The sequence below is a fragment of the Sporichthya polymorpha DSM 43042 genome, from assembly GCF_000384115.1.
GTDB lineage: Bacteria > Actinomycetota > Actinomycetes > Sporichthyales > Sporichthyaceae > Sporichthya > Sporichthya polymorpha.
In genome coordinates, this window is record NZ_KB913029.1 from 3,157,315 (window position 1) to 3,182,219 (window position 24,905).

25 protein-coding genes are annotated in these 24,905 nt (G+C 71.8%); 15 read left to right on the top strand and 10 right to left on the bottom strand.

The genetic code is table 11. The features are described from left to right. The first annotated feature begins 10 nt into the window (after nucleotides 1-10). The 3 genes from SPOPO_RS0115445 to SPOPO_RS0115455 all read left to right on the top strand — a co-directional run bounded on the left by SPOPO_RS0115445 (nucleotide 11) and on the right by SPOPO_RS0115455 (nucleotide 2,588). Complete coding sequence (locus SPOPO_RS0115445; protein WP_019875763.1) at nucleotides 11-349, top strand: hypothetical protein; 339 nt, start codon at nucleotides 11-13, stop codon at nucleotides 347-349. Beyond that, a complete protein-coding gene (locus SPOPO_RS0115450; protein WP_019875764.1) occupies nucleotides 346-867 on the top strand; it encodes a hypothetical protein in 522 nt (173 codons plus the stop codon). Before SPOPO_RS0115445 ends, SPOPO_RS0115450 begins: the two co-directional genes overlap by 4 nt. Before the next feature lie 89 nt (nucleotides 868-956). Further along, nucleotides 957-2,588 (top strand): flavin-containing monooxygenase, encoded by a 1,632-nt coding sequence (locus SPOPO_RS0115455; protein WP_019875765.1) that lies wholly within the window; start codon nucleotides 957-959, stop codon nucleotides 2,586-2,588. Nucleotides 2,589-2,606: 18 nt separating this feature from the next. Here SPOPO_RS0115455 and SPOPO_RS0115460 read toward each other — a convergent pair whose 3' ends face one another. Beyond that, a complete protein-coding gene (locus tag SPOPO_RS0115460; protein ID WP_019875766.1) occupies nucleotides 2,607-3,350 on the bottom strand; it encodes an IclR family transcriptional regulator in 744 nt (247 codons plus the stop codon). 89 nt (nucleotides 3,351-3,439) lie between these two features. On the opposite strand from SPOPO_RS0115460, the gene SPOPO_RS0115465 reads away from it, so the two are divergent. From SPOPO_RS0115465 to SPOPO_RS0115510, 10 genes are read left to right on the top strand one after another with little or no spacing between them, the layout of a single operon-like run. Beyond that, nucleotides 3,440-5,053, top strand: a complete 1,614-nt coding sequence (locus SPOPO_RS0115465) for a flavin-containing monooxygenase (protein WP_019875767.1) — start codon at nucleotides 3,440-3,442, stop codon at nucleotides 5,051-5,053. Further along, nucleotides 5,050-6,162, top strand: coding sequence for a nitronate monooxygenase (locus SPOPO_RS0115470; protein ID WP_019875768.1), 1,113 nt, complete (start codon nucleotides 5,050-5,052; stop codon nucleotides 6,160-6,162). The genes SPOPO_RS0115465 and SPOPO_RS0115470 overlap by 4 nt, the downstream gene beginning before the upstream one ends. Nucleotides 6,163-6,185: 23 nt before the next feature. Beyond that, nucleotides 6,186-6,920: an SDR family NAD(P)-dependent oxidoreductase gene (locus SPOPO_RS0115475; RefSeq protein ID WP_019875769.1), complete on the top strand. Its 735-nt coding sequence runs from the start codon at nucleotides 6,186-6,188 to the stop codon at nucleotides 6,918-6,920. 14 nt (nucleotides 6,921-6,934) lie between these two features. Continuing rightward, entirely contained in the window at nucleotides 6,935-8,491 is a 1,557-nt protein-coding gene (locus SPOPO_RS0115480) for a long-chain-fatty-acid--CoA ligase (RefSeq protein WP_028984814.1), read from the top strand. After that, complete coding sequence (locus SPOPO_RS0115485) at nucleotides 8,488-9,318, top strand: phytanoyl-CoA dioxygenase family protein (RefSeq protein WP_019875771.1); 831 nt, start codon at nucleotides 8,488-8,490, stop codon at nucleotides 9,316-9,318. Before SPOPO_RS0115480 ends, SPOPO_RS0115485 begins: the two co-directional genes overlap by 4 nt. 9 nt (nucleotides 9,319-9,327) lie before the next feature. Further along, nucleotides 9,328-10,104, top strand: coding sequence for an enoyl-CoA hydratase-related protein (locus SPOPO_RS29820; protein WP_169577205.1), 777 nt, complete (start codon nucleotides 9,328-9,330; stop codon nucleotides 10,102-10,104). 52 nt (nucleotides 10,105-10,156) lie between these two features. Continuing rightward, nucleotides 10,157-11,086, top strand: coding sequence for a cyclase family protein (locus tag SPOPO_RS0115495; RefSeq protein WP_019875773.1), 930 nt, complete (start codon nucleotides 10,157-10,159; stop codon nucleotides 11,084-11,086). Nucleotides 11,087-11,088: 2 nt separating this feature from the next. Beyond that, nucleotides 11,089-11,838 carry an SDR family NAD(P)-dependent oxidoreductase gene (locus SPOPO_RS0115500; RefSeq protein WP_019875774.1) on the top strand — a complete coding sequence of 250 codons (750 nt, stop codon included), beginning with the start codon at nucleotides 11,089-11,091 and terminating at the stop codon, nucleotides 11,836-11,838. A 4-nt stretch (nucleotides 11,839-11,842) separates the two neighbouring features. Then, complete coding sequence (locus SPOPO_RS29825) at nucleotides 11,843-12,256, top strand: VOC family protein (protein ID WP_019875775.1); 414 nt, start codon at nucleotides 11,843-11,845, stop codon at nucleotides 12,254-12,256. A gap of 3 nt (nucleotides 12,257-12,259) precedes the next feature. After that, a complete protein-coding gene (locus tag SPOPO_RS0115510; protein ID WP_019875776.1) occupies nucleotides 12,260-13,354 on the top strand; it encodes a CaiB/BaiF CoA transferase family protein in 1,095 nt (364 codons plus the stop codon). Here SPOPO_RS0115510 and SPOPO_RS0115515 read toward each other — a convergent pair. The 5 genes from SPOPO_RS0115515 to SPOPO_RS29830 all read right to left on the bottom strand — a co-directional run bounded on the left by SPOPO_RS0115515 (nucleotide 13,304) and on the right by SPOPO_RS29830 (nucleotide 19,606). Continuing rightward, complete coding sequence (locus tag SPOPO_RS0115515) at nucleotides 13,304-14,308, bottom strand: TIGR03617 family F420-dependent LLM class oxidoreductase (protein ID WP_019875777.1); 1,005 nt, start codon at nucleotides 14,306-14,308, stop codon at nucleotides 13,304-13,306. The genes SPOPO_RS0115510 and SPOPO_RS0115515 overlap by 51 nt on opposite strands. Next, the gene (locus SPOPO_RS0115520; RefSeq protein WP_019875778.1) at nucleotides 14,305-15,162 is read right to left on the bottom strand and encodes a mycofactocin-coupled SDR family oxidoreductase; all 858 of its coding nucleotides are present in this window, start codon (nucleotides 15,160-15,162) and stop codon (nucleotides 14,305-14,307) included. Before SPOPO_RS0115520 ends, SPOPO_RS0115515 begins: the two co-directional genes overlap by 4 nt. Nucleotides 15,163-15,230: 68 nt before the next feature. After that, nucleotides 15,231-17,231, bottom strand: coding sequence for an acetyl/propionyl/methylcrotonyl-CoA carboxylase subunit alpha (locus SPOPO_RS0115525; protein ID WP_019875779.1), 2,001 nt, complete (start codon nucleotides 17,229-17,231; stop codon nucleotides 15,231-15,233). Nucleotides 17,232-17,240: 9 nt separating this feature from the next. Then, nucleotides 17,241-18,839, bottom strand: a complete 1,599-nt coding sequence (locus SPOPO_RS0115530; RefSeq protein ID WP_019875780.1) for an acyl-CoA carboxylase subunit beta — start codon at nucleotides 18,837-18,839, stop codon at nucleotides 17,241-17,243. Between the two features lie 95 nt (nucleotides 18,840-18,934). Continuing rightward, the gene (locus SPOPO_RS29830) at nucleotides 18,935-19,606 is read right to left on the bottom strand and encodes a GntR family transcriptional regulator (RefSeq protein WP_019875781.1); all 672 of its coding nucleotides are present in this window, start codon (nucleotides 19,604-19,606) and stop codon (nucleotides 18,935-18,937) included. A 119-nt stretch (nucleotides 19,607-19,725) separates the two neighbouring features. Here SPOPO_RS29830 and SPOPO_RS0115540 point away from each other — a divergent pair, with 119 nt between their 5' ends. Further along, nucleotides 19,726-21,792 carry an acetate--CoA ligase family protein gene (locus tag SPOPO_RS0115540; RefSeq protein ID WP_051098381.1) on the top strand — a complete coding sequence of 689 codons (2,067 nt, stop codon included), beginning with the start codon at nucleotides 19,726-19,728 and terminating at the stop codon, nucleotides 21,790-21,792. 15 nt (nucleotides 21,793-21,807) lie between these two features. Here the strand turns inward: SPOPO_RS0115540 and SPOPO_RS0115545 are convergent, their stop codons facing one another. Next, entirely contained in the window at nucleotides 21,808-22,104 is a 297-nt protein-coding gene (locus SPOPO_RS0115545; protein WP_156869915.1) for a DUF6665 family protein, read from the bottom strand. Nucleotides 22,105-22,139: 35 nt separating this feature from the next. Continuing rightward, entirely contained in the window at nucleotides 22,140-22,883 is a 744-nt protein-coding gene (locus SPOPO_RS29835; protein WP_019875784.1) for a GAF and ANTAR domain-containing protein, read from the bottom strand. Between the two features lie 165 nt (nucleotides 22,884-23,048). On the opposite strand from SPOPO_RS29835, the gene SPOPO_RS0115555 reads away from it, so the two are divergent. Beyond that, nucleotides 23,049-23,399: an STAS domain-containing protein gene (locus tag SPOPO_RS0115555; RefSeq protein WP_019875785.1), complete on the top strand. Its 351-nt coding sequence runs from the start codon at nucleotides 23,049-23,051 to the stop codon at nucleotides 23,397-23,399. Between the two features lie 15 nt (nucleotides 23,400-23,414). On the opposite strand, the gene SPOPO_RS0115560 is transcribed toward SPOPO_RS0115555, so the two are convergent. Both SPOPO_RS0115560 and SPOPO_RS0115565 read right to left on the bottom strand, forming a co-directional pair. Further along, nucleotides 23,415-24,446, bottom strand: coding sequence for an LLM class flavin-dependent oxidoreductase (locus tag SPOPO_RS0115560; protein WP_019875786.1), 1,032 nt, complete (start codon nucleotides 24,444-24,446; stop codon nucleotides 23,415-23,417). A gap of 55 nt (nucleotides 24,447-24,501) precedes the next feature. Then, nucleotides 24,502-24,903, bottom strand: a complete 402-nt coding sequence (locus tag SPOPO_RS0115565) for a DUF1801 domain-containing protein (RefSeq protein WP_019875787.1) — start codon at nucleotides 24,901-24,903, stop codon at nucleotides 24,502-24,504. Nucleotides 24,904-24,905: the final 2 nt, after the last annotated feature.

Genomic DNA, 24,905 nt, shown 5'->3' on the forward strand with positions numbered 1-24,905 from the left:
GGCAACCGGCATGGAGTTGTTCAGGTATCTACGGCTGCAGTGGGACCGGGCCGTCGCCGTCGGGGCGGTGGTGCTGGCGGCCGTCGTCCTGCTGCTCGGCTACCTCGGCACGGCCCGGACCGAGTACATCGCCGGACAGATCCCGTACCTGATCTCCGGTGGTCTGGTCGGCCTGATGCTGCTGACCGTCGCGGCGGTGCTCTGGATCTCGGCGGATCTGCGGGACGAGTGGCGCGTCATGCACCGTCAGAACGAGCTGCTGCACCGCGAGCAGGTCGAACAGCGCAGCGCGCTCGTCGACCTGGTGCGTGAGGAGCTCGCCGCGCGGGGCGTCCCGGAGCGGACGTGACCGCCGTCGCCGATGTCGAAGCGACGCCGCGGGACGTGGTGACTCCACGCCGGCGCCGGGTCGCCGCGCCCGCGCCGGCCCGGTTGGGCTCGCCCGCGCCGTGGGGACGGGCCGACCTGACCGGGCCGGGCGTGCTCGGCGCGGTCGGCGCCGTCGTGGTCGCCGTGGCCTGGAACGGCGCGTCCCGCGAGGAGGTCTTCCGGGAGCAGATCGGCTGGATCGTGCTCGCGGCCGCGGGGTTCGGTGTCTTCGCCCTGGGCGGGGCGTGGTGGATCCTCGTCGGCTTCCGGCGGACCCGGCAGTGCCGGGCGCAGCTGCGGATCGACTTCGCCAACGCGTTCGCCGAGCCACTGCCCGGTGTCGATGCTCGGCCGCCGGACGACGTCGGCGGCCTGGTGACGGGCCCCGGCATGCGGTGGGCGCACCGGCCGGACTGCCTGCTGGTGCGGGACAAGGCCGTGCGCCCGCTCGGGCCGGACGAGGGCGACGTCCTGGCGCCCTGCGCCATGTGCCACTGAGTGGCACGGCCGATTGCCGGAGCCGAGTCCGCTCCCTAGCGTCGTGCGACCAACGGCGCCACCACCGAACGACGAGCCGGGAGGTCCCCATGCCGGACGCGAGCACGGAGTACGAGGTCCTGATTGTCGGCGGTGGACTCACCGGCCTGTATCAGCTCTACCGAGCCCGCGAGCACGGTTGGTCGGTGCGCCTGCTCGAAGCGGGCGGCGGCGTCGGCGGCACCTGGTACTGGAACCGGTACCCCGCCGCGCGCACGGACTCCGAGGGTTACAGCTACGCCTACTTTATGAACGAGGAGCTCCTCCAGTCCTGGGACTGGAAGGAGACCTTCCCGGCGCAGCCCGACCTGGAGCGCTACTACAACGAGTTCGTCGACCGGTTCGACCTGCGTCGCGACATCGAGTTGAACACCCGGGTGACCGCGGCCGAGTACGACGAACCGAGCGGCCGCTGGACGCTGCGGACGGCGACGGGGCAGACGTTCGTGACGCGGTACCTCGTCGCGGCCAGCGGTGTGCTCTCGGTGCCGCACTTCCCGGACATCCCCGGTGCGGGGGAGTTCGCGGGCCCGGTCCACCACACCGCCCAGTGGCCGGCGGAGGGCGTCGACGTCCGCGGCAAGCGGGTCGCGGTCATCGGCACCGGCTCGAGCGGGATCCAGCTGATCCCGGCGATCGTGGACGAGGTGGCCTCGCTGACGGTCTATCAGCGCACGGCCAACTGGGCCATGCCGCTGAACAACAAGCCGTTGTCCCCGCAGGAGCAGGAGGACATCCGCCGCAACTACCCCGCGCTGCGCGAGCTCCTGCGACGCACGTCCGGCGGCTTCGTCCACGAGGACGCCACCCGCAAGACCTTCGAGGACTCCGAGTCCGAGCGCCGGGCTCACTACGAGCGGCTGTGGAACGGCCAGGGCATGCGGGCGATGTTCAGCACGTACGCGGACCTCGTGACCGATCCCGCGGCCAACGCGGAGTTCAGCCGGTTCCTCGCCGAGAAGATCCGCTCGATCGTCACCGACCCGGTGGTCGCGAAGAAGCTGATCCCCTCGGACCACGGCTTCGGGATGAAGCGTCCACCGATGGAGAACGGGTACTACGAGGCCTTCAACCGGTCGCACGTCGAACTGGTCGACCTGCGTGCGAACCCCACTCGCCGCATCACCGCCACGGGCATCGAGTCCGAGGACCGGCCGCGGGAGTTCGACGTGATCGTCTACGCGACCGGATTCGACGCGTTCACCGGTGCGCTGCTGAAGATGGGCATCCGGGGGCGCGACGGGGTCTCGCTGAACGACACCTGGGCCGACGGCCCGTTCACCTACCTGGGCGTCGCGGTGCCGGGGTACCCGAACCTGCTCATCGACAGCGGGCCGCACGGGACCTACGGCAACATCCCGCGCTCGGCGGAGGTTCAGGCCGACTTCGTGACCGAACTGGTCAACCACGCGCGCGCGCACGGTTACGAGCGGATCGAGGCGACGACCGAGGCCGCCGAGGCCTGGACGGCGCACGTGTACGAGGCGGCGCAGTACTACCTGCTCGCCGACGGCGCGTGGTACGTCGGCGGGAACGTGCCGGGCAAGCCGCGGCGCTTCCTGCCGTACAGCTGGGGCATCCCGACCTACCGCAGCAAGCTCGACGAGGTCGTGGCGGCCGGCTACCGCGGGTTCGAGTTCGCGACCGCGGCCGTACCGTCCCCAGTCGCGTCGGGAGCGTGACGGAGCGGGCCCGCGTCCTCAGCCCCGCATCGGGCGGGCGCGGGCACGGGCCGCGACGCGCGTGATCGTCGAGGCTGCGAGCCGGGCGGCGCTGAGCAGTTCGTCCGGCCGGATCGCCTCGCGTGGCCCGCGCAGCTCGAGAGCGGACTCGAACACACGCGAGCCGGAGGTGGCGAGCGGAACCGCCAGCGAGCCCAACGTCGGATCGGTGGCGCCGTACTCCAGGGCGAAACCGTCGTGGCGGATGCGCCGGAGCTCCTCCGCCAGGTCGTCGACGTCGAACTCGTCGCGGGGGAGAAGGCCGTCCAGGATCCGGGCCGGGAGGCTCGAGAGCAGCACCTTGCCCGCGGCGGACAGGTGCGCCGGTACGCGGATCTCCGCGCGGCGCCGTGCGGTCCCGACGCCCCGCGGCACGTGCCGATCCAGGAAGGCGACGTCGGCGCCGTCCAGCAGGCCGGCCTGGACGGTGAGACCGGTGGCGCGGCACAGGTCGGCCATGTAGGGCTGCACGGCCTCCTTCACCCCGGAGGGGTAGTGCCGGTTGCCGAGTTCGTAGAGGCGCAGACCGATGCGGTAACCGCGTTTGCCCGGTTGCAGCGCGCCGATCGCCACCAGCTGACGGGCGAGTCGGAACGCGGTCGACTTCGGCAGTCCGGTGGCCAGCGCCAGCTCGCTGGGGCCCAGCGGTTCGGGCGCGGCGGCGGCGACGGCGTCCAGGAGCGCGAACGCGCGGGCGAGGACCGCGTCGGGTGGTTCCGGCATGCCGCGCAGGTTATCTGAGGCGGCGTCAACGTGCCACTGAGTGGCACCTCGCGTTGACCGGTCCTGACCCTGTTCCTAGCGTTCCGGACATGCAGCAGGCGAAGGAGCGCGACGTCACGAACGTCGACGCCGTGGTGATCGGGGCCGGCTTCTCCGGCCTGTACATGCTCCACTGTCTGCGCGACCGGCTCGGTCTCGACGTGCGCGGATTCGAGGCGGCCGGTGGCGTCGGCGGGGTCTGGTACTACAACCGGTACCCGGGCGCCCGCTGCGACTCCGACGGCTTCGTCTACTGCTACTCCTGGGACTCCGAACTCCTGCAGGAGTGGGAGTGGGGCGGCAAGTACCCCGTGCAGCCGGAGCTGCTCCGCTACCTCGAACACGTGGCGGACCGCCACGACCTGCGGCGCAGCTTCACCTTCGACACCCGCGTCACCTCAGCCGTGTACGACGAGGCGGCGGCCCGCTGGACGGTCACGACCGACGGCGGGGAGACGCTCTCCACCCGCTACCTCGTCACCGGGATCGGGCACCTGTCGATCGCCCGGTACGTCCCGGACCTGCCGGGCCTGTCGGAGTTCGGTGGCGAGTGGTACCACACCGGTTCGTGGCCCCACGAGCCGGTCGACCTCTGTGGTAAGCGGATCGGCGTCATCGGCACCGGCTCGTCCGGGGTGCAGTGCATCCCGGTCGTCGCGGAGCAGGCGGAGCACCTGACGGTGTTTCAGCGGACGCCCCAGTTCAGCATCCCCGCGCGGCACGAGACGGTGGACGAGAACTTCTGGCGGGACGTCAAGGCGAACTATGACGAGATCTGGGAGCAGGCGAAGGTCTCCGCGAGCGGCTTCCCGTGGCAGCACAACGGCAAGCGGGCTTTGGAGGTCTCGGACGAGGAACGGCGCGAGACCTACGAGCGACTCTGGCTCCACGGCGGAGTGCGTTTCGCGAACGGCTCGTTCCGCGACCTCGTCAGCGACGACGAGGCGAACCGGACGGTGTCCGAGTTCCTGCGCGAGAAGATCCGCGAGATCGTGAAGGACCCGGTGACCGCGGAGAAGCTCGTTCCGCAACACCCGTTCCTGTCCCGTCGGCCGATCGTCGACACGAACTACTTCGAGACCTACAACCGCGACAACGTGACCCTCGTCGACATCCGGGCCGAGCCGATCGTCACGCTGACGCCGGCCGGGGTCCGCACCGCCGAGGCCGAGTACCCGCTCGACGTCCTGATCCTCGCGACCGGGTTCGACGCCGTCACCGGCCCGTACTTCGGGATCGACGTCCGTGGACGGGACGGGCTCTCGCTCGTGGACGCCTGGCGCGACGGGCCCTCGGGCTACCTGGGCCTGCAGACCGCCGGCTTCCCGAACCTGTTCACGGTCACCGGGCCGGGCAGCACCCTCGGGAACCTCCCGATCACGATCGAGACGCACGTCGAGTGGATCACCGACTGCATCGCCCACCTGGAGGCGAACGGGATCCGCGAGATGGAGGCCGACCCCGAGGCCGAACGGGAGTGGATGCGCCAGGTCAACGAACAGGCGGAGAGCTCGATGATCTCCCGCGCCGACTCGTGGATCAACGGTGCGAACATTCCCGGCAAGCAGCGGGCGTACGTCTTCTACTTCGGCCACTTCGGCTACTTCCGCCGGCTGTGCGCGGAGGTCGCCGCGGACGGCTACCGAGGGTTCGTGCTGCGATGACCGACATTGCACGCCTGTTCGGCATCGAGTTCCCGGTGTTCGCGTTCAGCCATTGCCGCGACGTGGTGGCGGCCGTTTCCGGGACCGGCGGGTTGGGTGTCTTCGGCGCCAGTGTGTTCACGCCGGAGGAGATCGAGATCGAGCTCGACTGGATCGACCGGCACAGCCACGGCGCCCCGTACGGGATCGACTTCGCCTTTCCGCCCCGGGCGACGGAATCCGTACCCGGTGCGGAGCCCGACCTCCCGGCGCAGCACCGCGCCTTCGTGGAGGACCTGCTGAACCGGTACGGCGTCGCCGAGTTCCCGGCGGGCACGGACGAGGAGCGGGCGACCTATCGCGGCGTCGACTTCGGGGACTACGACGAGGCGCTCGAGGTGGTCTACCGGCACCCGAACTGCCGCTTGGTGGTCAGCGCGCTCGGCACCCCGCCGAGCGGGGTGGTGGAGCGGGCCCACGCCGAGGGCCGGCTGGTCGCAGCCCTCGCGGGCAAGCCCGAGCACGCCGTGCGCAGTGTGGCGGCCGGTGTCGACATCATCGTCGCGCAGGGCTCGGAGGCGGGCGGCCACGCCGGATCGGTGTCGACCATGGTGCTCGCCCCGCAGGTCGTCGACGCGGTCGCCCCGACGCCCGTGCTCGTGGCCGGGGGCATCGCCTCCGGCCGTCAGATGGCGGCCGCGATGGCGCTGGGCGGTGCCGGGGTCTGGACGGGGTCGATGTGGCTGGCCACCGAGGAGTCCGACCTCAGTCCGGAGATGGTGCAGAAGATCGTCACGGCCGACTCCTGGCAGACCGTGCAGACCCGGTCGATCACCGGCAAGCCCTGCCGGGTGGTCCGGTCGGCGTGGTCCGACGCGTGGGAGGCCGAGGGCTCCCCGAAGCCGCTGCCCATGCCGGCGCAAGGGTTCCTCGTCGAGGACGCGATGCGCCGGATCGAGCGCGCCTCCCGCGACCGTGACTCGGGCGGGCTGGAACTCCTGACGTGTCCCGCTGGACAGGTGATCGGTCAGCTGACCAAGGTTTCGAAGGCGTCCCGGCTGCTGCTCGACATGGTCGAGGAGTACATCGAGTGCGTCGAGGACCTCGAGCGGCGATTGGTCGCGGAATGAGCGCCGGACCGGAGGTGGCAGCAGTGACGCGGGCGAACTCGGTGGCGCTGGTCTTCGACCAGGACTCCGGGCTGGGCGTGGCCACCGCCCGCGCGCTGCACAAGCTCGGCGCCACGGTGGTGGTGGCCGGGCCGGACCTGTCCGGCCACGACGCCGATGTCGTCCTCCTCGAGAACGACTGGACCGACGAGGATGCGGTCGCGCAGGTGTGTGCGGCCGCGCGGGAGTACGGTCCGATCCGCAGTGCGGTGGCGATCTCCGGGCTCTCCTCGTCCCGCCGGCTCGTGGACCGGAGCGGGGGCGTTCACCCGCTGGCGGAGTTCGATCAGGCGCTCCGGCACGGACTGTGGGGCCCGTTCAACGTGCTGCGTTCGGTCGCCGCCGCGATGCGAACCAACGAACCGGACGAGAACGGTCAGCGCGGCGTCATCGTCACCACCGCGTCGGTCTCGGCCTACGACGGCCAGGTCGGGCAGGTGGCCTACGCGGCGGCGAAGGGCGGCGTCGTCGCCATGACGTTGCCCGCGGCACGCGACCTGGCGCCGATGGGGATCCGCGTCTGCGGTGTCGCGCCCGGGCTGTTCGCGGTGCCGAAGGCCGCCGGGCTCGGCCCCGACGTCGCCCGGCCCGTCCTGTCCCCGCCCCGGTTGGGGCACCCCGAGGAGTTCGCCGAACTCGTCGGGCACATCGTGACCAACCCGTACCTGAACGCCGAGGTCATCCGCCTCGACGGCGGGCTGCGGCTGTCGGCGAAGTGATGGTGGTGGAGACCATGGGTGAGACCGACCGGACCGTGCCGGCGATCCTGCGCGCGCGAGCGGCCCAGGACCCGGACGGGACGGCGATCTGGTGCGAGGACCGCCGGACGTCCTTCCGTGAGCTGGACGTCCGGTCGGACCGGATCGCGACGGCGCTGCTCACCGACGGCCTCCGTGCCGGCGATCGCGTCGCCTACATCGGCAAGAACTCGGAGCGCTTCCTGGAGATGCTCCACGGCTGCGCGAAGGCCGGGACCGTCCTGGTCTCGGTGAACTACCGCCTCACCGCACCGGAGATCCACTTCATCCTCGCCGACAGCCGGAGCCGGCTGCTCGCCGTCGACGCGGATCTGCTTCCGGTCGGTACGGAGGCGATCGCCGGCACCGGCGTCGATCACGTCCGCGTGATGGACGGCGGCGACGACCCGCGCGACTTCGACACGTGGCGCGACGCGCAGCCCGCGGGGCCCGTCGACGTCACCCCGTCCGTCGAGGACCCGGTCCTGCAGATCTACACGAGCGGGACCACCGGCTTCCCGAAGGGCGCCGTTATCCCGCACCGCTCCTTCGCCGGGATGCTCGACCTCGCCCACAACGTCCCGCAGCAACCGCTGCGGTGGTACGAGGGCGAGTCGATCCTCTGCCCGATGCCGAACTTCCACGTCGGCGGGTCGCTGTTCCCGTTCTGGGTCACGATGCAGGGCGCCACGATCGTCCTGATGCCGAACTTCACCCCGGACGCGGTGCTCGACGCGGTGGAGACGCATTCGGCGGCCGCGTTCGTCGCCGTCCCCGAGATGCTCCAGATGATCCTGGCGAACCCCCGGACCGAGACCCTCGACTACAGCCGGCTGCGCTACATCTACTACGGCGCCGCCCCGATGTCGCCGGAGCTGCTGAAGCGGTGCATGGACACCTTCGGCTGCCGCTTCACCCAGACCTACGGCATGACCGAGCACTCGGTGATCGGCCTGCTCGGACCCGACGACCACGGCCCGGACCTGGCCGAACGGATGCTCTCCGTCGGGCAGCGGACACCGGGGATGGAGACCGAGATCCTCGACACCGCGGGCAATGTCGTGCCGCCGGGCGTCGTCGGCGAGATCTGCGTGAAGTCGCCGGCGATGATGCTCGGCTACTGGCGCAGCGACGGCACGGTCGACCCGTCGGTGGACGCGAACGGCTGGTTCCACACCGGCGACGCCGGGTGCTACGACGAGAGCGGCTACCTGTTCCTCAAGGACCGCATCAAGGACATGCTCATCTCCGGCGGGGAGAACGTGTACCCCGCGGAGGTCGAGCGTGTGCTCGGCGAGCACCCCGCGGTGCTCGAAGCCGCGGTGGTCGGGCTGACGGACCCTCAGTGGGGTGAGGTCCCGAAGGCCTACGTGGTCCGTCGGTCCGACGTCGACGCCGCGGACCTGCAGGCCTTCGCCCGGGAGCGCCTCGCGCGCTACAAGGTGCCGAAGGAGATCGAGTTCATCGACGCGCTGCCGCGCACCGCCTCGGGCAAGGTCCGGCGACGTGACCTCCGTGAGCACGCCCGGCGAGAGCAAGGAGTGACCGCATGACCACCATGACCTCGAGCGTCCGGGAGATCCGGCCGGAGGAGAGTGAGACCTTCCGGCAGAACGGATGGGTCAAGCTCGAGAACTTTCTGTCGGCGGACCTCGCCGCGCAGTTGCTGGAGGGAGCGCAGCGGCTCCTGGGCCCCGACGGCACGGGGCACACGGCCCGGCGCGGTGTCGACATCGACTTCGACTGGTTCGCCGAGTACCAGCTGCCCGGCTACGAGGGGCTGGAACCCTTCCGGTCCGTCGCGTTCGACCCGGCGATGGGCAAGGCCGCTCACGCGCTCGGGGTCCGGCGCGACGTCGGGGTCCGCTACCTGCGGGACCAGGTCGTGTGCCGGCAGCCGGCGGGGCAGCGCAAGTCCGAGCCGGCGCCGCCGCACCAGGACTTCTCGGCCGCGGTCTTCGACCGCATGGGCTACGTGAACTTCTGGATCGCGCTCAACGAGATTCCGCCCGAGCGGGGCTCGTTGCGCTTCTTCTCCGGCTCGCACCGTGAGGGTCCGCTCGGGTGGCGGGACCGGGACGGGCAGCTCTCCCCGAGCGGTCGTTCGCTGCTGGAGACCTACCCGGACCTGGCCGAGCGGTGCCCGCCGTCCGAACCGCTGCACCTGCGCCCCGGGGACGCCACCGCGCACACGATGCTCACTGTCCACGAGTCGCCGGGCAACTTCACCGACGAACCGCGGTGGAACCTGATCAACCTCTACGTGCCCGAGGACGTCGTCTACACCGGACTGGTCCGGGGCGGCATCGAGCCGCTGGTCGACGTCGGTCAGCCGCTCGACCATCCGCGGTTCCCGGTGATCTGGCGACCGGGCGACTGAGGGGGCGTGGTGATCGATCCGTCCGGGTACCGGCACGTCGAACTCGACGCGCGGAGCAACGGCGTCCTGGTGGCGCGGCTGAACCGCCCCGAGCGGCTGAACGCGATCAACGACCGGCTGCATCACGAACTCGCGCGTCTGACGTACGACGTCGACCTCGATCCGGACGTGGACGTCCTGGTGCTCACCGGTGCCGGGCGCGCTTTCACCGCGGGAGGTGACCTGCGCGAGCCGATGGACACCACGCCGACGGCGGCGACCTACAAGATCGGCCGGCAGGTGGTGGACAACCTCCTGGCCCTGGACAAACCGGTGATCGCGGCCGTCAACGGGCCGGCTCGCGGCCTCGGGGTCACCCTCGCGTTCCTCTGCGACGTCGTCTACGCCCATCGTGGCGCGACGTTCGCCGACACCCACGCGCTGATCGGGGCCGGCGCCGGCGACGGAGCCCAACTCGTCTGGCCGCTGCTCGCGGGGCCGAACTGGGCGAAGTACTACCTGATGACCGGAGAGACGGTCTCGGCCGACGACGCGCATCGCCTCGGCCTCGTCAACTTCGTGGTCGACGGCGACGTGGAGGCGGCGGCGGTCGAACTGGCCGACCGGCTCGCCGCCGGCAATCAGCGCGCGATCCGCGCCTCGAAGGTGGCGGTCAACGCCCAGATGCGTGCCCTGGCGGCGTGGGTGGTCCCGTACGGGCTCGTCGCCGGCCAGGTCACCCCGGACCACACCCCGCACTGGCCGGACGCCCGACCGCGGTCCGGCCGGGCGCGCGTCCCTGGCTGATAGTTCGTCAGTTCGTCACGTCGTTGCGCAACCGAGAAATGAGGAGACCGCCATGGTGGAACGCGTCAGCGACGCCCGCATGGACGCGCTGTTCGAGAAGGTCAAGAACTGGGGTCGCTGGGGTGACGACGACGAGCGCGGGACCCTCAACCTGCTGACGCCGGAGCACACGGCGCGGGCCGCACGGAACGTCGTGGGTCGCACGGTGAACTGCGGGCGGGTGCTGCCGGTCGCCCCGTCGGTCGAGAACCCGGTCCCGGCGCAGCACATGATGATCCTCGCGGGCGACGCCCGGCACGGGACCGGTGTCCCGGGTGCCGAGGCGTGCATCGACTACATCGGGCTGGCCTTCCACGGGCTCGGGGTCTCGCACCTCGACGCGCTCTGCCACGTATTCCACGAAGGCGTGATGTACAACGGACGCCCGGCGTCGGAGGTGATGAGCACCGGGGCGACGCGCAACAGCGTCATGGCGATGGCGGGCGGGGTCGCCTCGCGCGGGGTGCTCCTCGACATCCCGCGGACCCGCGGTGTCGACTGGCTTGAGCCCGGCGACGGCGTCACTCCGGACGACCTCGACGCGGCCTGCGAGGCCCAGGGCGTCCAGGTCGGTCCCGGGGACATCCTGCTGGTCTCGACGGGCCGCGACGCCCGCCGCGAGGCCGAGGGCCCGTGGGACCCCGGGCACGGCCTGGCCGGTCTCGACGGGGAGTGCGTGCCGTGGATCGCCGAACGGGACATCGCGATGCTCGGGTGCGACGGCGCCAACGACATCATGCCGCCGAACACGAACCGCTGGCCGCTGCCGATCCACGTCTGCTGTCTGGTCGCGATGGGCGTGCACCTGCTCGACAACCTCGACCTGTCCGGCCTGGCTGCGGTGTGCGAGGAGGAACGGCGCTGGGAGTTCCTGTTCACCGTCAGTCCGCTGCAGATTCAGGGTGGCACCGGTTCGCCGGTGAACCCGGTCGCGGTCGTGTAGCGGTGATCGACCTCAAGGGCGAGATCGCGGTCGTCACCGGCGGTGCGTCCGGGATCGGCCGCGGTGTCGTCGAGCTGCTGGTGCAGTGCGGGGCCGTGGTGGCGATCGTCGACCGGGACGCCGAGGCCATGGCGGTCACGCTCGAGGGCCTCGGGTCGGCGCCGGAGGTCGCCGCCTTCGTCACCGACGTGACGGTGCTGGACGAGGTCCACGAGATGCGCCGCCAGGTCCTCACGGACCTCGGGACGCCGACGATCCTCGTCAACAGCGTCGGGTGGGACCGTCCGATGCCGTTTGCGGAGACGGATCCGGCGTTCTGGAAGGAGGTCCTGGACCTCAACCTGCTCAGCACGCTGACGGTGACCCACGAGTTCTTCGGCCCGATGCTGGAGCAGGCGCGCGGCGGGCGGATCGTCAACATCGCCAGCGAGGCCGGCCGGATCGGCAGTCTCCACGAGGCGCTGTACTCCAGCGCCAAGGGAGCAGTGATCGCCCTGACCAAGGCGCTGGCCCGCGAGGGCGCACGGCACGCGGTCACCGTGAACTGTGTTTGTCCCGGCGTCATCGACACACCGCTCTACCGGTCGATGCCCGACCCGCACGCCGCGTCCCGGGTCCGGGCCATCCCCATGCGGCGGTTGGGCATCCCGGAGGACGTCGCGGCCGCGGTCGTCTTCCTCGCCTCCCCGGGGGCCGCGTACATCACCGGTCAGGTGCTGTCGGTCAGCGGCGGCCTGACGATGGTCGGGTGACGTCGTGGCCCTGACGCCCACCAAGGACTCGGTCGACATCGGGATCGTGACCAACGACCCCGGACCGATGCTCGGCTTCTATCGCGGCGTGGTCGGTCTGGTCCCCGACGGGGAGACCCCGCTCCCCGTCCCCGGTGGCGTGAGTTACCGCCTCCGCTGCGGGACGACCGTGGTCAAGCTGCTCGCCCTGCGCAAGCCGCTGCCGGCCCGGTCGGCCCCGGGCGGGATCTACGCCTCCACGGGTCTGCGGTACTGGACGATCTCGGTTCCGGACGTGACGGTGCTGCTCGCCGACTGCGAGACGGCGGGCGTCCCGATCGCGGTGCCGTTGACCGAGTACGCGCCCGGCCGCCGGATGGTGATCGTCGAGGACCCGGACGGGAACTGGGTCGAGTTCGTCGACGCGCGCCCGAACTAGCCCGTGGCACCCTCGGCGTCCGCCGCCGCGGATCCTCCGCTCACCGGCGTCCGTGTGCTCGAACTGGCCGGACTGGGTCCCGTCTCCTTCGCCGGGATGATGCTCGCCGACCTCGGGGCGAGGGTGCTCCGCGTCGACCGCCCCGAACCGCCGGCGGTCCCGGCCGAGGCTCGCCGCCGGGTCGACGTGCTCGGCCGGGGCAAGCAGTCGGTCGTCCTGGACCTGCGGGCGCCGGGGGCGGCCGATGCGCTCCTCGACCTCGTCGCCTCGTGCGACGTGCTGATCGAGGGATACCGACCCGGGGTGACCGAACGGCTCGGCGTCGGTCCGGGCCCGTGCCACGAACGCAATCCGGCGTTGGTCTACGTGCGCCTGACCGGCTACGGGCAGGCCGGGCCGTTGGCCCAGGAGGTCGGGCACGACCTGAACATCCTGGCGGTCAGCGGTGTGCTCGATGAGGTGGGCCGGGCCGGCCAGGCCCCGACGCCGCCGCTCAATCTCGTCGCGGACTACGGCGGGGGAGGGATGCTCGCGGTGGTCGGTGCCCTCGCGGCGCTCACCGACGCGCGGCGGACCGGGCGGGGCCGCGTCGTGGACGCCGCGATGTGCGACGGCGCGATGCTGCTGGCGAGCGCGACCTACGCGTTCGACCCCCCGGGGCCCCGCGGGACCAACCTGCTCGACTCCGGGGCGCCGTTCTACGAGGTCTACGAGACCTCCGACGGGCAGCACGTCGCGGTGGGGGCTCTGCTGGACCCGTTCTGGCGGGCGCTCCTCGAAGTGCTCGGCCGGGCCGACGACCCGCGGTGGCGCGACCGGCGCGCGGCGGACTGGCCGGCGCTGAAGAGTGAGCTCCGGGAGATCTTCGCCGGGCGCACCCGGGCGGAGTGGGTGGCGGCCTTCGCCGGTACCACCGCCTGCGTGTCACCGGTGCTGCGGCGCGACGAGCTCGCCGACTTCCCGCACCACGCCGCCCGCCGGGCGCTGATCGAAGTCGACGGCGTGCCGGTGCCCGCCCCGGCCCCCCGCTTCGGCCCCGGGGCCGGGTCAGCCGTGGGCGCGCAGGGCGGCGAGGAGTCCGCCGAAGCGTCGGGGTGAGGGGACGTCACCCGGGCGGTTGAACCGGATGCGGTCGACGAGGCCGGAGAACTGCCGGTGGAGCGCGGCGGCCACCTCCTCCTCGGTGCCGGACGCGCACATCGCGCCGAGCACCTCGTCGGACACCAACGGCACCATGTCGTCCCAGCGTCCCTGCTTCGACAGCGCGTTCAGCTCGTCGTGCAGATCGCCCCAGCCGTGGAGGTCGAGCACCGGGCGGTAGGCCGGTGTGGAGCCGTAGAAGGAGATCTGCCGACGTACCGCCTCGCGATCGGCCTCGTCGAGCGCGACGAAGGGGGAGTGGGCGATCTCGAGCGGTGCGGCCCCGGCGGGACGGTGCCGCTCCAGCGTGGGCCGGACGACCTCGCGGAGGTAGCGCTCGGTGCAGAACGAGTGCACGAACAGCCCGTCCGCGACCTCGGCGGTGGTCTGCAGCATCTTCGGGCCGACGGCGGCGAGGAAGACCTTGGGCGGTCCGTACGGGTTCGGGGCCGGGGTGAAGTTCGGCGTCATCAGGGAGTGCTCGTAGAACTCCCCGCGGTGGTCCAGTCGCTCGCCGGTCTCCCAGGTCCGCCAGATCGCGCGCAGAGCCGTGACGAACTCGTGCATGCGGGCCGCCGGTCGTCCCCACGGCATCGAGAAGCGCTTGGCCACGTGCGGGCGGATCTGACTGCCGAGCCCGAGCACGAACCGCCCGCCGGAGAACCGCTGCAGGTCCCAGGCGGGGTAGGCGACGGTCATCGGCGTCCGGGCGAAGGCGATGGCCACCGACGGTCCGATCTCGACCTGCCGGGAGTGCTCCGCGGCGAGGGTGAGCGCGACGAACGGGTCGTTGACGGTCTCGGTGTTCCAGGCCCCGTCGAAGCCGAGCTCGTCGCAGGTGCGGACGTCCTCGGCGATGGTGGTGAGGTCGTTGCGCAACCGGGCGTCGATCCGCAACCGGCGTTCGGTCACGCCATCACCGGGGCCAGGTTGAGCCCGGGGAGGAGCAGATGGCCGGCCTCGACGGGCAGGGTGGCACCGGTGATCGCGGCGGCGAGGTCCGAGTTGAGGAACAGGGCGGCGTCGGCGATGACCTGTGGGTCGAGGAACCCGGTGCCGCGCAGGGCGTGGAAGGCGTGGCCGCCCGCGAGCATGTCCTCGCGGGTGCCGCCCTTCCGCCCGGCGAACATGTCGTAGACCGCGGGCTGATTGACCATCGGGGTGTCGATCGCACCGGGACAGATCGCATTGCAGCGGACGCCGAACGGCGCGAGTTCGAGCGCGAGGTTCTTCATCAGCCCGATCACCCCGTGTTTCGCCGCGCAGTAGTGCGCGTAGTTCTGGCCGGGTTCGACGCCGTTCGCCGAGGAGATGACGACGATCGACCCCGTCCGGCGCTCCATCATGTGCGGCGCGACCGCCTTCGCACACCGCCACACGCCGGTGAGGTTGACCGCGATCATCTCCTCCCACTGCGCGTCGGTGAGCTCCCAGAACGGCGCCCGGGTCCAGATGCCGGCGTTCGCGACGAGGATGTCGATCCGGCCGAGCTCCGCCACACCCTGCGCGACGACGGCGTCGAGAGCCGCCTGGTCCCGGACGTCGGCCGCCGCGGTGAGGACCCGCCGGTCGTGGTCCTCGACGAGCCGGGCGGTCTCGGCGAGCTCCTCCGCGGTGCCCAGCGGGTACGGGACCGACGGCAGTTCACCGGGGACGTCCACCGCGATCACGTCCGCACCCTCGCGGGCGCAGGTGAGCGCGTGCGCCCGGCCCTGGCCCCGGGCCGCTCCGGTCACCAGCGCGACCTTGCCGTCGAGAAGTCCCATGGCTCGCTCCGATCGTGGGGTGCTGCGGTTTCCGGCTGCGTTTCCGACTGCGTGTTCAGGGTGCGTGTTCAGGCTGCGTATTCGGGTGGCTGCTCCTCGATGACGGCGATCAGTTGCTGGGGCTGCACCTGGTCGCCGGGGGCGACCGTCAGGCGGCTCAGGGTCCCGGCGGCGGGGGCGGTCACGGTGTGTTCCATCTTCATCGCCTCCAGCACGACGAGGACCTGACCTGGCGTCACGGACTCGCCCGTCGCGGCGAGGACGCGGACGACCGTCCCCGGCATGGGGGCGAGCAGCGATCCCGGGGCCGCGACGGACCCGGGCTCGGGCAGTCGGGGCAGTTCCACCAGGGCGGCGGTGCCGTCCGGTCCGTCGACGTACGTGCGGCCGCCGACGGTGTGGACGCGGTAGGTCCGGCGGACGCCGCCGCTCTCCAGCACGACCCGTTCGGGGGCTGCCGTGACGAGCCGGCACGGGAGATCCTCGCCGTCGACCGCGACGTCCACGTCCCGGCCGAACGCGCCGCGGTCGCGGATCGTGTAGGTGACCGCGTACGTCCGGCCGCCGACGGCGTAGGAGACGGCCTGCGGCGGGGCGGGAGCGTTGCGCCAGCCCGACGGGAACCCGGCGAGCACCAAAGCCGTGGAGCGGTTCCGGGCCTGGCGGGCCAACGCCGCCACCACGGCGTGAACCCGGGTCGCCGCGGCAGGCTGAGGGTTCGTCAGTTCGGGATGGCGGTCCAGGTAGGCGGTGTCGGCGCGTCCGGCGAGGAACTCCTCCTCGCCGAGGAGCCCGACGAGCAGGTCGCGATTGGTGACGACGCCGTGGAGCTCGGCTCGGGCGAGGACGCGTGCCAGTCGTCGCGCGGCCTCGTCGCGGGTTTCGCCGTGGGCGACGACCTTCGCGAGCATGGCGTCGTAGTGCGGGCCGACGACGGAGCCGTCGGACACCCCGGAGTCCACGCGAACCCCGGGCGGGGTGGGGACGTGGAACCGGTCGAGAGTCCCGGTGGTCGGGAGGAACCCGGCCGGGACGTCCTCGGCGTAGAGGCGGGCCTCGATCGCGTGGCCGTCGAGCCGCGCGGCGCGCACACTCTCCGGCAGCGGCCGCCCCTCGGCCACCTGGATCTGGAGGGCGACCAGGTCGAGCCCGGTGACCATCTCAGTGACGGGGTGCTCGACCTGCAGGCGGGCGTTGACCTCGAGGAAGTGGAAGGCGCCACTCTCCTCGAGGAGGAACTCGACGGTCCCGGCGTTGGTGTAGCCGATCGCCCGGCCCGCCGCGACGGCCGCCGCGCCGAGGTCCGCGCGCAGCTGTGCGTCGACTGCGGGGGAGGGACATTCCTCGACGATCTTCTGGTGCCGGCGCTGGACCGAGCAGTCCCGCTCGAAGAGGGAGACGACCGTGCCGTGGGCGTCGCCGAGAATCTGCACCTCCACGTGCCGGGGCCGCTCGACGTACCGCTCGAGGAAGACCGTGCCGTCCCCGAAGGCCGAGGCCGCCTCACGGGCGGCCTGTTCGAGGGCGCCGGCCAACTCGTCCGGGTCCCGCACGACGCGCATGCCCCGCCCGCCGCCGCCGAAGGCAGCTTTGACGAGGACGGGGTAACCGATCCGGTCGGCCTCCGCCCGGGCATCCTCCCCGGGTCCCACGGTCGCGCCCGGGAGCACCGGGACTCCCGCGGCGGCCATGAGGGCCTTGGCCTCGAGCTTGGACCCCATGGCCGCGATGGCCGCGGGGGCCGGACCGACGAAGGTCAGGCCGGCCTCCTGACAGTCCCGGGCGAAGCCGGCGTTCTCGGACAGGAAGCCGTAGCCGGGATGGACGGCGTCCGCGCCGGTGGCCCGCGCGGCGGCGATCACGGAATCTCCGCGCAGATAGGTCTCGGCCGGGGTGGCGCCGGGCAGGCGGACCGCCTCGTCGGCCAGCGCCACGAACGGTGCGTCCGCGTCCGGGTCCGAGTGCACGGCGACAGTGGCGATCCCGAGCTCGTGCGCGGTGCGCAGGACGTGGACGGCGATCTCCCCGCGGTTGGCGACGAGGAGTTTGCGGACGGGACGGATCGTCATGACGGAGCCTCACATCCGGAAGACGCCGAAGCCGCGGCGTCCGCTGACCGGGCCCGAGTGGGCCGCCGACAGGGCCATCCCGAGCACCGTGCGGGTGTCCCGCGGGTCAACGACGCCGTCGTCGTAGAGCCGGGAGGAGACGGCGAACGCGTGCGACTCGCCGTCGATCTGTGCCTCGATCGCGCGCGTGCGGGAGGCGTCGGCCTCCTCGTCGAAGGGCCGGCCCTGCGCGGCGGCGGAGGCGCGGCCGACGAGCGAGAGCACCCCGGCCAACTGGGTCGCCCCCATGACGGCGAGCCGTGCCCCCGGCCAGGAGAACAGCAGGCGTGGGTCGAACGCGCGGCCGGCCATGCCGTAGTTACCGGCTCCGAACGACGAGGCCATGTTCACGGTCAGATGCGGGACCGTGCTGTTGGTGACGGCGTTGATCATCTTCGCGCCGTCCTTGACGATGCCGCCCTCCTCGTAGCGCCGACCGACCATGTAGCCGGTCGTGTTCTGGAGGAAGACCAGCGGGATGTCGGAGGAGTTCGCGAGCAGGATGAACTCGGTGGCCTTCTTCGCCTCCTCGCTGAACAGCACCCCGCGGTGGTTCGCGAGGATGCCGACCGGGTACCCGTGCAGCGTCGCCCAGCCGGTGACGAGCGACGTGCCGTAGAGCGGCTTGTACTCGTCGAAGTCGGAGTCGTCGACGGTGCGGGCGATCACCTCCCGCGGGTCGAAGGGGACCTTGGGGTCGGCCGAGACGATGCCGAGGATCTCGTCCGGGTCGTACCGGGGCTCGCGCGCGTCGGGAGCGGGTGGGGGTCCCTGCTTGCGCCGGCCGAGGCGGGCGACGATCTGCCGGCCCAGCCGGATCGCGTCGCGTTCGTCGGCCGCCAGGTGGTCGGAGAGACCCGAGATCCGCGAGTGCATCTCGGCACCGCCGAGGGACTCGTCGTCGGACTCCTCGCCGGTCGCCATCCGGACCAACGGCGGGCCGCCGAGGAAGACCTTCGCCTGCCGGTCCACGAGGACGGCGTAGTCGCACATCGCCGGCACGTACGCACCGCCGGCGGTGGAGTTGCCGAAGACGAGCGCGACCGTCGGAATCGCGTGGGCGGAGAGCTCGGTGAGTTCGTGGAAGATCCGGCCGCCGGGGACGAACAGGTCGGCCTGCGTCGGCAGGTCCGCCCCGGCGGACTCCACCAGGTTGACGACCGGCAGCCGATTGATGCGGGCGATCTCCAGGGCGCGCAGGATCTTGCGCAGAGAGTAGGGATTCATCGCCCCGCCGCGCACGGTCGGGTCGTGCCCGACGACGACGCACTCGACGCCGGACACCACCCCAATGCCGGTGACCGTGGCGGCGCCCACCGTGAAGGAGGTGCCCCACGCGGCGAGCGTCGACAGCTCGAGAAAGGGGGAGTCCGGGTCGAGCAGGAGGGCGATCCGCTCCCGGACCGGCAGCTTCCCCCGTTCCCGGTGCCGCCGCAGGGCGTCGTCGCCGCCGCCGGCCGCGGCGACCTCGAGCTGCTCCGTCAACGCGGCGAGCAGCTCGAGCTGGTGGGCGCGGTTGCACGTGTACGTCTCGGACGTCAGGTCGAGCGCAGACCGCAGCACGGTCATCGGTGACCTCCGGGACGGTCAGGGATGGATGGCCGACCTTAGCGATTCCGGAGTGGTGCGCACAAGATTGTATGCAATTTGGTAGGCAATCAATCTCAGCGGGGCGACGGCGCGAGCGCAGTGTGGAGATCGCTCACGGTGAGGTCGCGGTGCGCGTCCATCAGCGCGACGACCTGCTCGTGATCGCCCTGGCGCAGTGCGGTGATCATCCGGCGGTGCTCGCGGACGATCCGCTTACGGCCGTCGCTGTCGTAGAGGTGCAAGGTCCGGTACGGCTCGCTGCGGCGCCACAGTTTCTCGATCTCGGCCACGACGAGGTCGAGGCCGGACAGGCCGAACATCGCGAAGTGGAAGGCCTGGTTGGTGGCAAGGATCTCCGCGACGTCCGCGCGCTCGACCGCCTCGCCGATGGCGTCGTTGAGCGCCGTCAGCTCCTTCACCTGCGTGGATGTCAGGCGCGGAAGCGCGCGGAGCACCTCGGTCTCCAGGGCCCGGCGCATCAGGTAGATCTGCGCGAGCTCGGCCGCGTTGAGCCGGGCGACCGTGTAGCCGACGTTGGGTTCGTGGTCGAGGATGCCTTCGGCCGCCAGTGCTTTCAGTGCCTCGCGCACCGGGATCCGGCTCACGCCCAGGCGGCCGGCGAGGGCCTCCTGGCGGACCTGCTGCCCCGGCACGAGCTGACGGCTCCGGAGCAGGGCGCGGATCTCGGAGATTGCGCGCTCCACCGTCGTGGTCCGCTGCGGGGGAGCGGGTTCGATCGCGGCCATCGGCACCTCCGGATCCCAGCGTAACCGTGCGGGGGCTCGTTCCGGCGCTGGACATTGGATACAAAATTGTGTCCGATATAGCGGCACGGTCATGGGGTCCGGGTGAGCGGAGGACGGCGATGAGCCTGCCGGGCGGTCGAAGCACCAACTGGGACCGGGTGTTCCGGCCCCGCTCGGTGGCGTTGGTCGGAGTGTCCGGGCGACCGGGACACCCGATGGCGCGTCCACTGGAGTGGCTGCGGGACCGCGGCTACGCCGGACGCGTGCTGCCGGTCAATCCGAAGCACTCCGAACTCGGGTCGCTGCCGTGCCACCCGGACCTGACCTCGGTGCCGGGTCCGGTCGATCTGGTGCTGTGCCTGACCCCGGCCGAGAACGTGGTCGCGACGGTGGAGGCGGCCGGCGCCGTCGGCGCGGCGGCCGTCGTCGTCTTCGCCTCTGGATTCGCGGAGGTCGGAGCGGGCGGAGCGGCGCTCCAGGCCGACCTCGTGGCGGCCGCGCACGCGGCCGGTGTCCGGGTGATCGGACCGAACTGTCAGGGGCTGTTCGTCGCCGAGAGCCGGCTGTTCGCGACGTTCTCGGCGGCCGCCGCGCGACCGCTCGCGAGCGCCAGCGGCATCGCGTATGTCGGGCAGAGCGGCGCGGTCGGCGGGTCGCTGCTGGACCTGGCCGCGGCCCGCGGCCTGGATCTCAGCGCCTGGGTCAGCACCGGCAATCAGGCGGACGTCGACCTCACGGAGATCGGACGCGTCCTGGTGGCCGATCCGGAGATCCGGGTCCTCGCGATGTACACCGAGTCGCTCCCGCGGGGGGAGGACTACGTGCGACTGGCCGTCGAGGCGCGGGCGGCGGGAACGGCGCTCGTCGTGCTCCGCAGCGGGCGCAGCGAGACCGGACGCCGCGCCGCGCTCTCGCACACGGGTGCGATGCTCGGTGACCACCCGGCGTTCGACCTGGTCTCCCGGGAGCACGGAGTCGTGCTCGTCGACGACGTGGAGGAGATGCTCGCAGCAGCGGCCCTGCTCCGCGGGCAGGCCCGGCCGACCGGGCGCCGCGTCGCCGTTCTCACGAGTTCGGGCGGGGCCGGCACCCTCGCCGCTGACCGGTGCGCCGACGCCGATCTCGCCGTGCCGGAACTGGGCGCGGCGACGCAGCAGGCGCTGACCGCCCTGGTCCCGTCGTTCGGCGCGGTGCAGAACCCGGTCGACGTCACCGCCCAGCAGTTCAACGACGGAGGTGACGCGTTCGCCCGGGTGTGCGCGATCGTGCGCGCCGACGCGAGCGTCGACGCGGTGGTCGTCGTACTCACGATGCTCGTCGGCGAGACGGCCCGGGCGCTCGCGGCCGACCTCGCACGGGTGGTGCACGACGCGCCCGCGGGCGCCCCGCCGCTCGTCGTCGTCTGGATGGCCGGGGAGGACGCCACCGCCGAGGCGCGCCGCATTCTCACGGGCGCCGGGGTCCCGGTGCTGTCCTCGGTCGCGTTGGCCGCGCGGGTCCTGGGGGCGGCCGCGCCGTCGCGAGTCGCCTCACCGGTACTCGGCGGTGCGGTGCCGATCGCGCCGGGCGACGGGTGGGACCTGCTCGATCGCCTGGGGGCACGGACACCGGCGGCTCTCCGGATCGAGACCGCGGAGGCCGCCGCCGAGGCCGTGGTCAAGGTCGGCGGTCGAGCCGCGCTCAAGGCCGTCGCCCCCGGGTTGGAGCACAAGACCGAACTCGGCGGGGTTCGTCTCGACGTAACGCCGGATCGTGCGGCCGCGGAGGCCGAGGACCTCTTCGCGTCGGTACCCGGAGTCCGCGCGGTGCTGGTGCAGGAACAGGTCCCGGCGGGCGTGGAGCTGCTGGTGTCGGTGACCGCGCCCGCAGAGGGGTGGCCGGGCATCCTGACCGTCGGCCGGGGTGGCACCGAGGTCGAACTGCACCGGGACCTCGTCCACGCACTCGCGCCCGTCAGTGCGGAGACCGCGCGGGCCCTGCTCTCCTCGTTGCGGTGCTGGCCCCTGCTCGCCGGTCATCGGGGCACACCGCCGCGCGATGTCGAGGGCGCCGTCGCGGCCGTCGAGCGCATCAGTCGGGCCGGGCGCGCGCCGGGCGTGCGCGAACTCGAGGTGAACCCGTTGGTGGTGGGCCGGTCAAGCGCGGTCGCGGTGGACGTGCTGCTGGACCTTGATCTCCCTGACTAGGCCCAGATCTGGCCGTCAGATCCGTCGGAGGATCTCGTCGGGGACGCCCCAGTGCTCGCGGAGCCAGGTGAAGTCCTTGGATCGGAACCCCGCGCACTCGCGCTGGACGACCAGGGCCCAGGCGGCGTCGCGGGCCTCGGTCAGGGCGGTCTCGACGCGGGCGGATTCGGCGCCGGTCTCGAGAGCCGACCGGTAGGCGGCGAGGGCTTCGTTCAGCCTGACCCCGGCGAGGCCCAAGGTGTTCGCCCGTTCGCCGGCGATCTCCTTGAGCACGGACTCGTGGTAGCTCCAACTCCGGCGAAGGTCACGCATCGCTCCACGGTACGTCGGCCGCGGCGGGAGCGTCGTCAGCTCTGCGCAGCGTGCCCGTTGGCGTGGGGGAGGGTGCCGGTCTCGGCGACGTACGCGGCGATCTCGCGCAGCTTGCGGTTCTGGTCCTGGCTGTGCGTGCGCAGGACCTCGAAGGCCTGCTCGCGGGTGAGCTGCTCGCTCACCATGAGGACCCCGATCGCGATGCCGATCTCCCGGGCGGACCCGAGGGCCTGCTGCAGCTCCTCGGCCCGACGCCGGTCGGCGATCGAGTTCAGCCCGAGCGCGGAGTAGGTGGCCATCAGCCGCCCGGTGACGACGGCCTCGGTGTCGAAGGCGTCGACGGTGCAGCTGAAGACGTTGAGCGCGGCGATCGTGTCCTTGACGTCCATCGTCAGGCGGAACGCCATCATGCTGCGGACGCCGAGCTCGTCGGCGACGCGGTGGCCGAAGGTCGGCCAGCGTTCGTCGGTCCGCAGGTCGCGGACAACCACGTCGGTCTCGTCCAGGATCGCGTCGACGCACGGGCCGGCGCCGACCGCGTACTGAATCGCGTCCGCCTGCTCGGCGCGGGGGTCGGTGCTGGCCATCGTCCGGAACTCGCCCCCGGCCAGGGTGGTGATGCTGACCCAGTCCGCGGGCTCGATGCGCGCCTGCGCCACCCGCGCCACGGCCGCCAGGAGGTCCTGCTCGTCCGCGATCTGGAGCGTCACCCGGCCCAGGCCCACGAAGTCGTCGGCCAGGGCCAGCATCGTCCCGGCAAGGTCCGGCCGTTCGTTCACGCTCGTTCGTCCCGTCGAGAAGTGCCCGCGCCGGATTCCGGGCGGGAAAGGTGGTGGGAGGCCGACTTTTGTTCGCTGCCGCCGCCCCTGTCAACCGGGCGTGCGCTAGGGTCGAGGTGACCGACTCCGCTGAAGACACCGGCGGTGCAACTTTCTAAGGCACCCATGGATCTCACCGTCTCGGTGGAAACTCAGGGCGTAAGTACCGTCGCGCACGTCCGCGGCGAGCTCGACGCCTACACGGCCCCCGTGCTGCGCTCGGTGCTCACCGACCTGGCGGATCAGGGCGCGACGGACGTGATCGTCTCCCTGCGTGACGTCACGTTCGTGGACTCCAGCGGCCTCGGCGTTCTCGTCGGCGGGCTCAAACGCCTGCGCACCGGGGGCGGCACGCTGCGCCTGGCCGCGATCAACGAGCGTGTTCTCCGCGTCGTGCGGATCACCGGGCTCGACACGGTCTTCGAGATCCACCCGGACGTCGACTGCGCCCTCGCGGTCGTGAGCGCGGTCGACTGACCCTCGTCCGCGTAGTCAGGCCGCCCGCCGCCAGGCTTCGGCGACCTCGAGGAGACTGCGGGTCCGGCGTGCACGGTCCAGGCTCGGGGTGACGACGACGATCTCGTCGACCTGGGCCTGCTCCTGAAGCTCCAGCAGGCGCTCGGCCACGGCCTTGGGTTCGCCGACCACCATGCGGCTCGAGTCCCGTTCGGCGCGGCGGAAGGACTCCGACCGCGCCAGTTCGACGATGTCCTGCGGGCGCAGCGGCTCCCGGATCCCGCGGGCGAGGTTGCGCATCATAAGCGTCCAGGCCGCCTCGAACTCGGCCACGTCGTCGGGGTTCTCGCTGCCGAACGTCAGCACCGACATGACGGAGTAGGGCTCGTCGCCAGGGTTCCGGGGCTCGAACTCGCGGCGGTAGGCGCGAAGCGCCTCGACGGCGATCTCCGGGCTCATGTGGTGCGCGAACGCTGCCCGCAGCCCGTTGACGGCGGCGAACCGGGTGCCGTAGCCGCTGGAGCCGAGCACGAACATCTCCGGCTGCTCCTCGACGACCGGGGCGGCGACGAGCGGGGCGTAGGGGTGGCCCTCGGGGAAGCCGTCGCCGAGGAACGCGAGCAGTTCGGCGACCTGGCCGGGGAACTCGGCCCCGGGGTCGAGGTTCAGGCCGCGCCGCAGGACGTGGGCGGTGAGCGGGTCGGTGCCCGGCGCGCGGCCGAGAGCGAGGTCGATCCGGCCGGGGTGCATGGCGAGCAGCGTCCGGAAGATCTCCGCGACCTTGAACGCGGCGTGGTTCGGCAGCATGATCCCCGCCGCCCCGACGCGGATCCGCTCGGTCTGCGCCGCGATGTGCGCGATCAGGATCTCGGGCGCGCTGCAGGCGAGGCTGCGCATGTTGTGGTGCTCGGACACCCAGTAGCGCCGGTAGCCGGCGGCCTCCACGCTGCGCGCGATCTCGACCGCGCCGCGGATCGAGTCGCCGGCGGTCTGGCCGTACTCGATCCCGACGAAGTCGAGTACGCCGACGGGCAGGGTTGCGGACGTCGTTGTCGTTGCATCACTCACGGCAGGTGCAGCGACGGGACGCGCGCCCGCATTCCCGCTCCGGGTGGCGGGCGCATCACGTCCAGCCCGGGAACCGGCCCGCCTGCTCGATCCACTCGCGGACCTGCGGCTGCTCGACCTCCTCGAGCGAGCGCAGCTTCACGTAGCGGGTGCGTCCGGTCTCCCCGAGCGGAGGCGGGGACGGGAAGTCGGCGCCGCCGTGGAAGACCACGTTCACCGAGACGTCGTAGGCGACCATCTCGATCACCCAGCCGTGGTCGGAGGTCCCGTAGTACGCCTTCTTCCACTTCACGGCGTACTGCAGGTCGTCGAGCCGGTCGCGGATGAGCTCGTCGAGGCGTGCGACGACGGGCTGGAGGTCGGGCATGACCTTGCGCGCCCAGTCCTCGATCTCGGCGTGGCTGTCCGTCGGCTCCGGCGGCTTGCGGGTCGCCCCGGCCTTGGGTGCTTTCGGCATGT